This window comes from Leucobacter luti, from assembly GCF_050310065.1.
Lineage (GTDB): Bacteria > Actinomycetota > Actinomycetes > Actinomycetales > Microbacteriaceae > Leucobacter > Leucobacter luti_B.
On the sequence record NZ_CP190007.1, the window covers coordinates 2,417,192 to 2,431,689 of the forward strand.

General features: G+C 70.1%; 11 protein-coding genes. 7 read left to right on the plus strand and 4 right to left on the minus strand.

Annotated features, from left to right (window positions below):
* Window positions 1-64 precede the first annotated feature (64 nt).
* Entirely contained in the window at window positions 65-1,327 is a 1,263-nt protein-coding gene (locus tag ACOPJ3_RS11005; RefSeq protein WP_427869208.1) for a multidrug effflux MFS transporter, read from the plus strand.
* A 51-nt stretch (window positions 1,328-1,378) separates the two neighbouring features.
* On the opposite strand, the gene ACOPJ3_RS11010 is transcribed toward ACOPJ3_RS11005, so the two are convergent.
* Both ACOPJ3_RS11010 and ACOPJ3_RS11015 read right to left on the minus strand, forming a co-directional pair.
* Complete coding sequence (locus tag ACOPJ3_RS11010) at window positions 1,379-1,885, minus strand: hypothetical protein (RefSeq protein ID WP_427869209.1); 507 nt, start codon at window positions 1,883-1,885, stop codon at window positions 1,379-1,381.
* Between the two features lie 205 nt (window positions 1,886-2,090).
* Window positions 2,091-3,971, minus strand: a complete 1,881-nt coding sequence (locus ACOPJ3_RS11015; protein WP_427869210.1) for an FAD-binding monooxygenase — start codon at window positions 3,969-3,971, stop codon at window positions 2,091-2,093.
* A gap of 153 nt (window positions 3,972-4,124) precedes the next feature.
* Between ACOPJ3_RS11015 and ACOPJ3_RS11020 the strand changes: the two genes are divergently transcribed.
* A complete protein-coding gene (locus ACOPJ3_RS11020) occupies window positions 4,125-4,844 on the plus strand; it encodes an IclR family transcriptional regulator (RefSeq protein WP_427869211.1) in 720 nt (239 codons plus the stop codon).
* 87 nt (window positions 4,845-4,931) lie between these two features.
* Here ACOPJ3_RS11020 and ACOPJ3_RS11025 read toward each other — a convergent pair whose 3' ends face one another.
* Window positions 4,932-6,455, minus strand: a complete 1,524-nt coding sequence (locus ACOPJ3_RS11025; RefSeq protein WP_427869212.1) for an ABC transporter substrate-binding protein — start codon at window positions 6,453-6,455, stop codon at window positions 4,932-4,934.
* Window positions 6,456-6,864: 409 nt separating this feature from the next.
* Between ACOPJ3_RS11025 and ACOPJ3_RS11030 the strand changes: the two genes are divergently transcribed.
* Complete coding sequence (locus ACOPJ3_RS11030) at window positions 6,865-8,679, plus strand: thiamine pyrophosphate-binding protein (protein ID WP_427869213.1); 1,815 nt, start codon at window positions 6,865-6,867, stop codon at window positions 8,677-8,679.
* A gap of 548 nt (window positions 8,680-9,227) precedes the next feature.
* On the opposite strand, the gene ACOPJ3_RS11035 is transcribed toward ACOPJ3_RS11030, so the two are convergent.
* The gene (locus ACOPJ3_RS11035; RefSeq protein ID WP_427869214.1) at window positions 9,228-9,881 is read right to left on the minus strand and encodes a TetR/AcrR family transcriptional regulator; all 654 of its coding nucleotides are present in this window, start codon (window positions 9,879-9,881) and stop codon (window positions 9,228-9,230) included.
* Between the two features lie 96 nt (window positions 9,882-9,977).
* Here ACOPJ3_RS11035 and ACOPJ3_RS11040 point away from each other — a divergent pair, with 96 nt between their 5' ends.
* The 4 genes from ACOPJ3_RS11040 to ACOPJ3_RS11055 all read left to right on the plus strand — a co-directional run bounded on the left by ACOPJ3_RS11040 (window position 9,978) and on the right by ACOPJ3_RS11055 (window position 14,485).
* Entirely contained in the window at window positions 9,978-11,006 is a 1,029-nt protein-coding gene (locus ACOPJ3_RS11040) for a phosphotransferase enzyme family protein (protein WP_427869215.1), read from the plus strand.
* An 80-nt stretch (window positions 11,007-11,086) separates the two neighbouring features.
* Window positions 11,087-12,355 (plus strand): aspartate aminotransferase family protein, encoded by a 1,269-nt coding sequence (locus ACOPJ3_RS11045; RefSeq protein ID WP_427869216.1) that lies wholly within the window; start codon window positions 11,087-11,089, stop codon window positions 12,353-12,355.
* 116 nt (window positions 12,356-12,471) lie between these two features.
* Window positions 12,472-13,434, plus strand: a complete 963-nt coding sequence (locus ACOPJ3_RS11050) for a helix-turn-helix domain-containing protein (RefSeq protein ID WP_427869217.1) — start codon at window positions 12,472-12,474, stop codon at window positions 13,432-13,434.
* A gap of 238 nt (window positions 13,435-13,672) precedes the next feature.
* A complete protein-coding gene (locus ACOPJ3_RS11055) occupies window positions 13,673-14,485 on the plus strand; it encodes a MoaF C-terminal domain-containing protein (RefSeq protein ID WP_427869218.1) in 813 nt (270 codons plus the stop codon).
* The last annotated feature ends 13 nt before the right edge of the window (window positions 14,486-14,498 follow it).

Sequence of the window (14,498 nt, forward strand, 5' to 3'; positions counted from 1 at the left end):
CAATCAGACGACTCAAACCGACAAGCGGGGGTGAGCGCGGCCCTCCAAGCTAGGAGGGATGGCAATGCAGAGGAGACCGCGCGATGAACGGGAGACGACGACGGTGGTGCGGCGCGTGCGCCTGAGGGGCGCCGGGCTGATCGTGCTCCTCGGGGTGCTCGAGGCGTTCGGCCCGCTCTCGATGGACCTCTACATGCCGAAGCTGCCCGAGCTCGCCGAGTCGCTGCGGACGAGCGACGCGCTCGCCCAGTCCACGATGTCGGTCTGCATGATCGGGCTCGCCCTCGGGCAGCTCGTCGCCGGCCCGCTGAGCGACCGCTTCGGGCGGCGCCCGCCGCTCCTCATCGGGGTCGCCGCGTTCACCGTATTCTCGATCGCGAGCGCGCTCGCGCCGACGATCGGCTGGCTCATCCTGTTCCGCTTCCTGCAGGGGCTCGGCGGCTCGGCCGGCATGGTCGTGTCGCTCGCGATCGCGCGCGACCTGTACTCGGGAACTGAGCTCTCGCGTATGCTCTCCTGGCTCGCGCTCGTCGGGGCCACGGCGCCCATCGTCGCCCCGATGATCGGCGGGCTGCTCGCCGGCTTCCTCGAGTGGCGCGGCTACTTCGCCATCCTCGCCGGGATCGGGATCCTGCTCCTCGCCGTCACGTTCATCGCGCTGCCCGAGACGCGGCGGTTCGGGGCTGCGGCGGGATCCGGAGCGGGATCCGGATCCGGAGCCGCTGCTTCCCCGGCGCCTGGCGGCTTCTTCGCCGACGCCCGCGTGCTCCTCGACGGCGGATTCTTCCGCCTACTGCTCGCGATCAGCGCGATCTCGGGGATCTCGTTCTTCTCGTACCTCTCGATGTCGAGCTTCGTGCTGCAGGAGGGCTTCGGGTTCTCGCCGCAGCTGTTCGGGATCGTCTTCGCCGCTGGATCGATCTGCAACGTGCTCGGCTCGCAGACGAGCCGGGTGCTCGTGACGCGCTTCGGCACGCGCCGGCTGTACGGCGCCGGGATCGGGATCGGGCTCGTGGGTGCCGCCGTCGTGCTCGCCGGAGCGCTGCTCGGCTGGGGCGTCGGGATCGTGCTCGCGGGGCTCTGGATCTACCTCGCCTCGACGGGGTTCACGCTGCCGAACGGCAACTCGCTCGCCCTCAGCGAGCACGGCGAGCGGGCGGGGACCGCGGCCGCGATGCTCGGCACCGCGAGCCTCATCGTCGGCCCGATCGCCGCGCCCATCATCTCGCTCGGGGGCATCACGGCTTTCACGCTGGGGGCGACGATGTTCTCCGCGATGCTCGTGTGCGTCGTACTCGCGCGCGTTGCGCTCAAACGAATGGCCTGATGCGACGGTGAGGGAAACCGTCGCACCAGGCCACTCGCAGCGCAGGCGGGGCTACACCTCTCCGCGCTCACCCTCGCTGAGATAGTTGCCGTCGCCGCTCAGCGCGATCGCCATGAAGCGGAACGGGCGGTCGACGCGGTTGAAGCCGAGCGGGCAGTGCTTCGTGCCGGCCGGCACGTAGACGGATCCCGAGGTCGTGATGATGTGGCGCTCGCCCTCAATCTCCATGTAAAGCTCGGCGCCGAGGTCCTCGGGGTCGTCGGGATTCGAACCCGTCCACGTGAGCACCTCGTCGTAGTCGTGCTCGTGCTCGTGAACCCAGAACACCGACTCGTCGGTGGGGTGCACCCAGCTCATGGTGATGTAGGCCTTCGCCTCGGGCACGTCGCTCGAGCGCATGATGGCCCAGGGCCTGCTGAGGTTCGCGGGCAGCGGGCGCCCCGCCGCCTCGGCCTCGTTGATCATGTCGTCGCGGCAGTCGCGCAGGCCGCGCACGAACAGGTGCTCGGTGTCGATCGGGTGGACGGTGTCGTTCGGGTGGACAGTGTCGGTGGTCATGGACGCCCTCTCCGGCGCCCGGTGCGGCCGCCTGTGGTCCATCCCAAGCTAGGCGCCGCCCGCCCAGGGGTCGAGGCACAGAGCGCGCCTCCCCTGGGACTTTCCCGCGCGGGCCTACCTTGCCGGTTCTGCGCTCGCTGCGTGTTGTATCAGCGAAAACAGGCACATCGAGCGCAGAACCGGCAAGGTAGGGACGGGGTTGGGGCTAGCGCTCCGTCAGGAATTGCGCGAAGAAGTCTCCGAGCTCCTTCGTGGCCGAGAGCGGCAGCACCGTCGCGACGTAGTGATCGGGGCGCACCACCACGACCGCGCCGTCGCGGCTCACGCCGCGCGCGTCGAAGATGCTCTCCTCGCCGTCCTTCGTCGCGTAGACCTTCTCGTAGTCGACGAGCTGGAACGGCCCCGAGAGCGGGAGAAACAGCTTCGAGACCTTGCCCAGATCGACCTGGTGGTGATCCTGCTGGTACACGGCCTTGATGTCGAAGATGCTGTCGATGTCGGCCCCGAGCGGCGTGAAGCGCTGCACCGGCGAATCCGGCGAGCGCAGCATCCAGTCAGCCCACCGGTCGATCGCGACCCCGTCGGTGTCGGCGAAGGCGTAGATCCGGAAGCGGCCGTCCGCGCGGTGGTGGTGCCCGAGGTGCACGTCGACCGCGTCCGCGACGCGGGTCGTCATCGCCGACTTGAACCGCTTGCCGATCGGGAACCCGGTCGCAAGCGACTGGTAGACGCCCGCGCCCGTGAGCGGGCCGGGCGAGTACTGCGTCATGAACCCTGCGGGGAACTCGGCCGTCGAGACGTAGAAGTCCTCGAGCTGCGACGGCGAGTCGAACTCCTCGGGACGCTTCGCCATGAGCGTCGACCACTCCTTGTCGAAATCGATCAGGTTCTTCGCGATGACCTGGCGCTCGTCTGAGTAGGTCTCGAGCAGCTCCACGGGGCTGCGGCCCTCGAGCACGTAGCCGAGCTTCCAGCCAAGATTCCAGCCGTCCTGCATCGACACGTTCATGCCCTGCCCGGCCTTGGCACTGTGCGTGTGGCAGGCGTCCCCCATGAGGAACACGCGCGGGCAGCGCGGCGCCTCGCCATAGGAGTGCGCGTCGTCGAAGCGGTCCGTGAGGCGATGCGCGACCTCGTAGACGCTGTGCCAGGCGACGTTGCGGACCTCGATCGTGTAGGGGTGCACGATCGCGTTCGCGCGGTCGATGATCTCCTCGATCGAGGTCTCTCGCACCTTGCCGTTGTCGTGCTCGTAGACCTCGCCGAGGTCCACATACATCCGGAACAGGTGGTTGCCCTCACGCGGGATGTGCAGGATGTTGCCACCGTCCTCAGACTGGATCGCGCACTTCTTGCGAATGTCGGGAAAGTCCGTGAATGCGAGCACATCCATGACGCCCCAGGCGTGGAATGCCTGGTCGCCCGCGAGCGATCCGCCGATCGAGCGGCGCACGGCCGAGCGCGCCCCGTCGGCGCCCACGACGTACTTCGCGTGCACAACGAGTTCCTCGCCCTCCGCTTCGCCGGCCGTGCGGCGGAGCGTCACGGCAACGGGGTATTCGCCCTCCTCCGCGACCTCGAGGCCGACGAATTCGTACCCGTAGTCGACCGTGCTGCGCGCGGGCGAGCGCTCCGCGAACTCGTTGAAGTAGTCGATCACTCGCGCTTGGTTCACGATGAGGTGCGGGAACTCGCTGATCCCGTTGGGGTCGTCGGGCGTCACCGCGGTCCGCACGATGTCCTCGGGCTTGTCGGGGTTCGGCTTCCAGAACGCCATCTCGGTGATCTGGTAGGCCTCCTGGATGATCTGCTCGGCAAAGCCGAAGGCCTGGAAGGTCTCGACGCTGCGCGCCTGGATCCCGTCGGCCTGACCGATGGGGAGCCGGCCCTCGCGGCGCTCGACGATGCGCGTCACGACACCGGGGAACTGCGCGAGCTGCGCAGCGGTGATCACGCCGGCGGGGCCGGATCCCACGATGAGCACGTCAATCTCAGACGGGAGCTCCTCGGGACGATCAAGTCCGACGCCGGCTGCGGGCAGCACGCGGGGGTCGGTCGACACGTAGCCATGATGGTGGAACTGCACTGTTTCTCCTCTACTGCGCCGGGAACGCTGCTTCGCTCCCCCGAGCTCTTGTTCACTATGTGAACACTAAATTCGAATATCGCACAGCCAGGATAAACCGCAACTCACGATCGCACAATACGAGGATGCCTGGTTTTTTGGGATGATGGTGCAATGAACTCTTCGCGCGTAAGCGAATCCTCCCCTGCGGGCTCGCAGACGCTCTCGCGCGGCCTCCGCGCGCTCGAACTACTCGCCGACACCGAGGCCCCCATGACGATCGCCGAGCTCGCCGATGGGCTCGGCGTCCACCGGTCCAACGCCTACCGGATCCTGCGCGCGCTGGAGCAGTACCGCTTCGTCGTGCGCGACGACGCCGGCCGCATCCGCCTCGGGCCGAAAATCGCTGCCCTGGCCCACGGCGTCGCCCCCGCGCTCCACACCGCGGCCACCCCGGCGATCACCGAACTCGCATACTCCCAGGGCATGACCGCGTTCTTGACGGTGCTCGACGCAGACGAGGTCGTCACCCTCGTCACCGTCGAACCCTCGAATGTGTCCGCGACGATCGCCCGCAACCCGGGCGTCAGGCACCCCGTCGCGAAGGGCGCCCCCGGCCACGCCATCGAGTCGATTCTCACGGACGCTGAGCGCCGCACCTACCTCGGCACCTCCGAGCCGAGCAAGCTGGCTATCGAGGCGAAAGAACTCGGCTACGCACTGAGCCAGAACGAGGTGATCGACGGCGTGACCTCGCTCGCAATCCCGCTCAGGATCGCAGGCGAGCCGCCTGCAGCACTCGCCGTGGTGCACTTCAACATTCCCGAGAACGTCGGATCCGTCGTTGCGGGCCTCCGCACCGCCGCGGAGAAGATCGTGCGGAGCTACCACTAGGCGGCCGTCCGCCCCGCGCAGCAGGGAGCCGGGGCGCGCACCCTCGGTCGCCCCGGCTCCAGCTCCCCTGAACGGGAGTTCCGTCGCTCAGCCGACGGTCACCCCGTCGAGGTTCATCGCGGCGCGGCCGTACAGATCCTCCGTGAGGCCGTTGACGCCGTCGCGGTACGCGACGATGTCATTGCCGTAGACGGGCACGATGTCGCCGCCCCGCTCGTGCTCGATCTGTTGCATCTTCGTCACGAACTCGCACTGGGCCGCGGGATCGACGGTCCGGTACAGCTGATCGGCGAGCTGGTTGTACTCGGCGTCGTCCATGTGCGTGGTGTTCTCGGAGCCGCCCGGCAGGAAGTGGCTCGTCGCCGTGAGCAGATACGGGCTCGACGTGAAGCCGACGTGGAAGGGCCACTCGCCCCAGCGGTTCAGGAAGGTCGCGACGTCGAGCTTCTTGACGCTCACGGTCACGCCTGCGTCAGCGGCCTCCTGCGCGAAGAGCTGCGCCATCTCCATCATGCCCGGGAACGCGCCGTCGGTCACGAGCTCAACGCTCAGGTTCTCGGCCCCGGCCTCGGCGAGAAGCTCCTTCGCGCGGTCGAGATCCTGCTCACGCTGGGGAACGTCGGGCGTGGGGCACGAGGTGTTCTTGCCGATGAAGTCGTTCGCGACGGTCGCATAGCCGCCGAATGCGTTCGCCACGATCTCGTCGCGGTCGACGATGAGGCGCATCGCCTCGCGGACCTTCGGATCGCTGAGCTCGGGCGTGTCCATATTCATGGACATGATCGGGTAGCTCGCGGTGTCGCTCACGAGCAGGTGCACGCCCGGCTCGTTCTCGAGCGCGGGCACGTCCGTGAACGGGATCCCGTGCGCGACGTTGATCTGGCCGCCCCGCAGGGCGTTCGTCACCGACTGCTGATCCTGGAAGAAGGAGAACTTCACGTTCTTGACCGTCGCGGGATCGCCCCAGTAGCCGTCGAACGCCGTGAGCTGCGCCTCCTGGCCGGCCGTGAACGACTCCACCGTGTAGGGGCCGGTGCCGGCGGGCTCGGCCTCGCTCGCGCCGTTCAGGCTGCGCATGAGGATCCGGTCCATCGCGAACGCGTCGGGCACGGGTCCGTAGGGGCGGTTCAGCTTCATCTCGAAGGTTAGGTCGTCGACGACCGTGAGCCCCTCGGGGTCGACGAAGCCGATCTGGGTGGCGAACGCCCATGCGTTCTCGGGATCGACCATCCACCGGATGCTCTCGACCGCGTCCTCGGCGGTGAACGGCTTGCCCGCGTGGGTCGTCACGCCGTCGCGGAGCTTCACGGTCCAGACGTCGAGCGCCTCGTTCGGCGTCATCGACTCGGCGAGCACGTACTGCACCTTGCCTTTCGGGTCCGTCGCCGTCAGCCCCTCGTAGACCTGCTTGTAGATCGCGCCGCCAGAGACGGAGCCCTGCTGGCTGTACGGCTGCACCTCGTCCTTCGAGCTGCCGACCATGCCGATCGTGATCGTGTCACCGCTCGCCGCTCCCGCGCCGCCCCCGCCGGGAGGCGCGCACGCGGCGAGCATGACCACCATGAGCGCGGCCGCCGCCGCGGCGACCCACTTGCTTCCGACTCTTCTCATGAGCCTGCCTTCCATTTCGTCCTTGAAACTTCCCGGTCCGGCCGAGAACGTGCGCCGACATGTCGGTGTGAAGCAATGGTCCACACCTCGGCCAGCGGCGACAACGCGGCGCGGGCTTTTTGGCGCAGCGAGTCAAAGCGAGTGCCCCCAGGTGCAATCTGCGCGGCGTGCTCTGGATCCGGATCCCGCGCCGGATCCTGCGCCGGATCGTGCGCCGCTTTCCGCGGGCGGCGCGGGCAACTAGAATGAACGGGTCCAGCACGGTCGGTCGGCGCAGCGCAGCGCTTCGCACGGCGACGCATCGACCCGGCCGGCGAAGGCGCTCGAAAAAGGGGCGCTGCTGCCGCGGCTCCCCGCGCGGCGAGACATACACGGTCCTCATACCCACGAGTTCATCGAAGGAACTGTGATGTCTTCACTCACCCGCACGCTCGCTCGCGCGCTCGCGCGCCACGCCGACCACACCTTTGGCCTGGTCGGCAACGGAAACGCCCACCTCGTCGAGAGCCTCGCCGCAGAGGGCGTCCCCTACACGGCGGTGCGCCACGAGGCCGGCACCGTCGCGGCGGCCGACGCCTACACCCGCGTGAGCGGCCGGATCGCGATCGCGACCACCACCTACGGCGCCGGCTTCACGAACGCGCTCACGGCGCTCGCCGAGGCCGCGCGCGCCCGCACGCCGATGCTCCTCGTCGTCGGCGAGGCCCCGAGCACGGGCGTGCGCCAGTGGGATGTCGACCAGGAGATGCTCGCGGCGGCCCTCGGCGTGCGCACCCACATCCTGTCGGTTGCGAACATCGACCGCACCGTCGACCGCGCGGCGTCCTCCGCCCTCCGGCTCGGCCTCCCCGTCGTGCTCGGGATCCCCTACGACCTGGTCAACGCGGAGGTCGTGGACGCGCAGGCCGCGGGTTCCGGATCCGGCGCCGCGCCCACCACCGGCGGCATCGACCTCAATGATCCCGCCGTGATCGCGGCGCTCTCGGCCTCGGTCGCCGACACCGTGGTGGCTGCGCCTGCCGCGCCGGCCACCCCCGCGCTCGCTCCCGGTGCGGCGCTCGCGGCGCGGGCCGCAGGCCCCGCGGGGCACCAGCTCGAGGCCGCGCTCGACGCCCTCGTGGAGGCGGAGCGCCCGCTCGTGCTCGCGGGCCACGGCGCGCACCTCGCGGACGCGTCCGCCGAGCTCGGCCGCATCGCCGAGGCGCTCGGCGCGCTCACCGCGTCGACCGCGCTCGCGCGCGGCATCTTCCCGGACGCACGCTTCGATCTGGGCGTGACCGGCGGTTTCGGCCAGGCCGAGGCCATGGCGACGTTCGCGACGGCCGACGTCGTGCTCGTGGTCGGCGCGAGCCTCAACCAGTTCACGATGCGCTTCGGCGAGCTCTTCGGCGCCGGGGCGACGGTGATCCGGATCGACGACGAGCAGGTCCCCGCGCCCGCGACGGCCCACCCTGTGACCCACCTCCTACTCCAGGGCGACGCGCGCGCGACGGTCGCGGCCCTCGCGGACGCTCTCGAGGTCGCGGGCCACGCGCCGAGCGGGTGGCGCGAGTCCGTCGCCGGGCTCGAGCCGGGCGGCGCGCTGCGCCGTCGCCCGACCGGGCTCGACGTGCACCCGGAGGGCGTCTGCCCTGATGGCAGGCTCGATCCACGCTCCGTCGCGACGCGCATCGGCGAGCTCCTGCCCACAGACCACCACATCACGACCGACGGCGGCCATTTCCTCGGCTGGGCCAACATGTACTGGCCCGTGGCCTCCCCGGAGCGCCTGATCATGGTCGGAACCGCGTACCAGACGATCGGCCTCGGCTTCCCGACGGTCGCGGGCGTCGCGGCCGCCGCCCCCGGCACCACGACGGTGCTGTCGACGGGCGACGGCGGCGGACTCATGGCGCTCGCCGACCTCGAGACCGCGATCCGCACCTCGCCGAGCGGCATCATCGTGGTGTGGAACGACGGCGCCTACGGCGCGGAGGTCCACCTCTACGGCGTGATGGGCCTTGACCAGGAGCCCATGCTGATCCCCGAGGTCGACTTCGCGGGCATCGCGTCGGCGCTCGGCGCCCGCGGCGTGCGCGTGGACACCCTCGCGGACCTCGACGCGCTGGCATCCTGGGGTGCCGAGGGCGCGCGCGGCACGATCCTCCTCGACTGCCGGATCTCCCGCAGCGTCGTCGCCGACTACCAGCGCGAGATCCAGCGCGCCAACGGCCTCGACGTGTGAGGCGCGGGCGGCGGGCGCGCCCGCGCCGGCCGAGTCGGCCGTAGAGCCCCATTCCCACGGCCGAGTCGGCCGCAAGGCCCCAATCAGATGGGTGAAAGGGGCCTTACGGCCCACTCGACGGGAACCGCGAGCCCCATCGAAGCCCCGAGGGGCGCAACAGGCCGGGCCCACCCGCAATACCCAACCCGCCCCAACGCCGCGCCGCCCAACGCCGCGCCGCCCCAACGCCGCACCGCCCCAACGCCGAGTCGGCCCAGCGCCGAGTCGCCCCAAAAGCCCCATTCCCGCGGCCGAGTCGGCCGCAAGGCCCCAATCAGGCCCGCGAATGGGGCCTTACGGCCGACTCGAGCGGAACCGCGAGCCCCAGCAAAGCCCCGAGGGGCGCAACAGGCCGGGCCCACGCGCAATACCCAATCCGCCCCAACGCCGCACCGCCCCAACGCCGCGCCTCCCCAACGCTGTGCCGCCCCAGCGCCGAGTCACCCCAAAAGCCCCATTCCCGCGGCCGAGTCGGCCGCAAGGCCCCAATCAGGCCCGCGAATGGGGCCTTACGGCCCACTCGACGGGCGGGGCGCGGCCCCGCGGCCCGCCGCGAGCCCCGCGGCCAGGCGGGCGAACGCCAAGTTCGCCCGCTCCGGATCGAGCTCGCCCGCGGAAACCCTGATCGCAGCCTCGCGCAGCGCGCCGACGAGGAGCACGGCGGTCGACCCCGGATCGACGTCAGCCCCGACCTCCCCGGAGGCTCGGGCGGCGTCGAGCGTCGCCGCGATCATGCGCGCGCTCGCCCCCGAGCCGATCCCGCGTTCGGCCCCGTCCACGATGAACGTCGGGCCGGACACATTGAAGAAATGCCCGGTGAGCGCGTCGCCCGCGAGCTCGAACATCGCGTCGGCGTGCGCCGCGAGCGCCTCGCGCCACCCCGCGGCCGCGCTCACGGCAGCGCGCGTGCGCTCGACCAGCTGCTCCCCCAGCCTGGCGTAGGCGGCCCGCAGCAGCTCGTCGCGCCCGCCGGGGAAGTGCGCGTAGATCGTGCCGCGTGAGATCCCGGATCGCGCCGAGATCAGGGAGATCGTCGCCTCCTGCACGCCCCGCTCCGCGATCACGTCGAGCAGCGCCTGCACGAGCGCTTCGCGCGTGAGGCGTTGCTTGCGCTCGCGGAGCGTCTCGACGCGCCCATCCCGTGGAGATTCGGAACCGATCATCCCGCAATTCTAGGCCGGGAAGAGGCCCTTGTGAACTCACGATCTAATTTCTATACTCACAGTATAAGTTCTGCAGCACCCCCGGAAGGCGCCACCGTGAACTCAGCAAGCACCGACTCAGCGAACACCGACGCACCACTGACCGACGCGACCGAGCTCGCCCGCGAGGCCCTCGCGCGCTTCGGCCTCGACCCCGCCGCCGAGCTCACCCTGCTCAAGCGCCGCGAGAACCACGTCTATTCGCTCACCCACGAGGGCACCGACTACGTGCTGCGCGTGCACCGCCAGGGCTACCACAGCGACGAGGAGCTCGGCTGCGAGCTCGACTTCGTGAGCGCGTTGCACGCGCACGGCGTCGCGGTACCGAGCTTCATCAGGGCGAACGACGGCCGCGGCTTCTGCGTGGTCGGCGAGACGCACCCGGCGGGCCCGCACCAGGTCGACCTCCAGCTGCTCATCGTCAACGAGGGCAACTTCGGCGACGAGCGCTCCGGCGTCGACGGCTCGGCCGCGCTCGACCCCGCCGACTTCGCCCAGCTCGGCGCGCTCATCGCGGAGGTCCACGACGCGACCGAGCGCTCCGGCTACGCCATGGCGGTCCCGCGCGACGACTGGGACCTCGACGGTCTCGTCGGCGCCGAGCCCGCCTGGGGCGACCCGCTCCGGATCGCCGAGCTCGCGGGCGCAGACCGCGAGGCGGTCGTCGCGGCGATCGCCCGCATCCGTGAGGTGCTCGGCGGCTACGGCACTCCGGCCCGCCGCTTCGGCCCGATCCATGCGGACCTCACGCCCGAGAACGTGCTCCGCACCCCGTCGGGCCTCGTGCTCATCGACTTCGACGACTTCGCGGCCGGCTGGCACCTCTTCGACCTCGCGACGGCGCTGTACTTCTTCACCCCGCACCCGCGCGGCGGCGAGTACCGCGACGCGCTCTTCGCGGGCTACGAGGGCGTGCGCCCGCTCGATCCGGACGATCACGCCGCGTTTCCGGCGATGCTGCTCGCCCGCGGGCTGACGTATCTCGGGTGGGCGGCGGATCGCCGCGGCGAGCCCACCGCCGAGTGGCACGCCACGCACGTGCTCCCCCACGTCGTCGGCCTCGCCCGCGACCTCATCGCCGACTGACCAGCGCACGCCCCAGCGCACGCCCCAGCACACGGCCCACCAGACACCTCACCCCCTCACCTCACCCCGGGAGCATCGACATGACCTCGAACGCCGAACTCATCGAACGCCGCAACCGCACGATCGGCCCCTACTCGCCCCTGTTCTACGACGAGCCCCTCCAGTTCGTCTCCGCGAAGGGCGTCTGGTTCACCGAGGCGAGCGGCAAGCGCTACCTCGACGGCTACAACAACGTGCCGCACGTCGGCCACGCGAACGACCGCGTCGTCGCCGCCCTCGCCCAGCAGGCCGCGACCCTGAACGTGCACACGCGTTACCTCAACGAGCGCGTGGTCGACTACGCCGAGGCGCTGCTCGACACCTTCGATCCGCGACTCGACCGGGTGTTCTTCGGCAACTCCGGATCCGAGGCCAACGAGCTCGCGCTCCGGATCGCGCGCCAGCTCACGGGCGACACCGGCGTCATCGTGTCCGACTACAGCTACCACGGCACGACCATCACGCTCGCGCAAATGACGACGGGGCTGAAGACCCGGGAGCCGCTCGGCGCCCACGTGCGCACGCTCCGGATCCCGGATCTGGATCGGGATCCGCGCCCCGAGGCCGAGGTGCTCGCCGAGACGCTCGCCGAGCTCGACGCGGCGATCGAGTCGCTCGAGGCGGCCGGATTCGGCTTCTCTGCGGCGCTCTTCGACCCGCTGTTCTCGACCGAGGGCATGCCGAGGATCCCCGCCGGCCTCGTGACCGGGATCGTCGACCGGGTGCGCGCCGCGGGCGGGCTCGTGATCGCCGACGAGGTGCAGAGCGGCTTCGGCCGCACGGGCACCCACATGTGGGGCCACGAGTACGCGGGTATGCGCCCCGACCTCGTGACGATGGGCAAGCCGATGGGCAACGGCCACCCGATGTCTGGCGTCGTGACGAGCGCGGCCGTGCTCGAGGAGTTCGGCCCGCGCAACGAGTTCTTCAACACTTTCGCCGGCAACCCCGTGTCCGCGGCGGTCGGCGAGGCCGTGCTGCTCGAGATGTCGGATCACGGCATGATGGCCCGCGCCGAGGGGCTCGGCGAGCGGGCGCTCACGCACCTCGGCGAGCTCGCCGAGCGCTACGACTTCATCCGCGCCGCGAAGGGCACCGGCCTCTTCCTGGGGCTCGACTTCGCCCTCGACGGCGAGCCCGCGCCCCAGCTAGCGAAGCGCGTGGTCGAGGCGATGAAGCGCAGGCGCGTGCTGATCTCGCGGATCGGCCGCGACGAGAGCGTGCTGAAGATCCGCCCGCCGCTCGCCTTCAGCGAGGCCGAGCTGCCGATCCTCCTCGACGCGCTCGACGAGTCCCTCGCGGAGATTTAGGTGTATCCTTCCGGCAAGGGGAGGCGCGAAGCGGCGCACCGGGTGGCTTCTCCCCTTGCGCGGCGGCGGCCGCGCCGGCACGACAGCCCCCGTTGAGACAGCGAGGTGAGCGCGTCATGCCGATCGCAGCACAGCAGCACACGTCCCACATCGAGCCGAGGCCTGCCTTCGCCGAGAGCCTCGGCGCGTTCCGCAGCATGGTCTCCTCCTCATTCGTGCCGCTCCGGATCACGGCCGATCAGCCGGAACCGTTCATGGCGCGCATGGCCTCCGCCGACGCCGACAGCGTCGTTTTCACCGAGGTCGCGGCGCACCCGCACCTCGTCGAGCGCACGCCGGAGACGATCGCGGATGGCGGCAGCGGCTACTACAAGGTGAGCCTCCTGCTCTCGGGCAGCAGCATCCTCGTGCAAGACGGGCGCGAGCTCGTCATGCAGGCCGGCGACCTCTCCGTGTACGACACGTCGCGCCCCTACTCGCTCCTCTTCGGCGAGGAGTTCCGCAACCTCATCATGATGTTCCCGAAGGACCGGCTGGACCTGCCGATCCCGTTCACGGAGCAGCTCACGGCCGTGTCCCTCGGGCGGGAGCACAGCGGGCTGGCCCCCGTCGTCACCGCGTTCCTGTCCCAGTTCCCGGCGCAGCTCACGCAGCTCGAGGCTCGTGTGCGCGCGAAGCTCGCGCACACGAGCCTCGACCTCATGGGCACCCTGTTCTCGTCAATCCTCGACGCCGATCCCGCGGCGAGGGATCCGCACCAGGTCCTCCTCCAGAAGATTACGAGGCACATCGACGCGAATCTCGCGGCACCGGATCTCTCCCCGGGCAGCATTGCGGCGGCGCACTACATCTCGACCCGCCACCTGCACGCGCTCTTCCGCCAGGCGGACACCACGGTGTCGACCTGGATCCGGGAGCGCAGGCTCGAGCGCTGCCGGGCGGACCTCATCGACCCCGTGCTTGCCGACCGCACGGTCTCCGCGATCGCGGCCCGCTGGGGTTTCACGGACGCGGCGCACTTCAGCCGCGTCTTCAAGTCGGCGTACGGGGTCTCGCCGAGCGAGCTCCGGCTCGGCTGATCCGGGCCCAGCAACCCCCTCGGCCTCGTCCGTTGCGCTCCGCCGCCGTTCGAGACACGTCTGTGACACTCGTTGTCGCGGAGTGAACGCCCATTGACTCAGGCCGCAGGCCCTGGTCGGGGGCGATGCGCCGTCCCCCTCGTCTCCGTACTCTGAATCCAGATGTCGGACAATGGGGCCGCAGCACCCCTCCGGCGGCAGCAGACAGAGCAGTTTGGGCACCACGAGGGAGTGTGCGATGAGCGAGACGGGAAGCGACACGACGGCCGCGCACCCCGACGAGTGGCGCAGCTACGACGAGTTCGCCGCGGGGATCGACACCTTCAGGCTGCCGAGCATCTGCCTGCTCGGCGAGGCGTTCGCGCTCGAACTCGACGACGGCTCGATCCTGCGCCTCGCCTTCGCCGAGGAATCGGTGGCCTGGTCGCTGACCGGCGAGTTCGCGACGGGCGCCGTGCTCCACGACCCGTACGACGCGGTGCGCGTGCGCGACGACGTCGTGTTCGTGAACCTGCCGATCACCTCCCGCGAGCGTGAGGCGATCACGATCGTCTATTCGGAGTCGCTGCACCGGGCGATCGTGACCCGCTCCGAGATCGGGGCTCACGAGGCGCTGGGCGAGCCGCGCGTGACCCAGCGATTCTGGGCGGCGACGACGGATCGCGGGATCCCGAGCGGTGAGGTTCCCGGGCCGTCGCGCGACCTCATCGGCAAGCGCAACCTCTACCGCTACAGCCCGCACCACCTGTACGAGCACGTCTACATCTCGAGCCAGCGTTACGCGTGGCAGTGCGTGCAGGGCGTGCAGCGGGGACACGGCGACATGGACATGTCGACCGTGTGGAAGCTCGCCGACGGGCTGTACCTCTTCTGCTTCCGCGAGTTCCGCATCGCGGTCGCGAGCGTCTGGCTCCACGACCTCGGCTACCAGCTCAAGACCACCGGCATCTTCCTCGGCTTCACGGGCGAGGGCGAGGCGGAGCACTCGCGCGCCGGCGGTCACATCTACCCGATCGGCTCAGTCGACTACCCCGACGTCCAGCCGGTCTGATCCAAGAAACGCA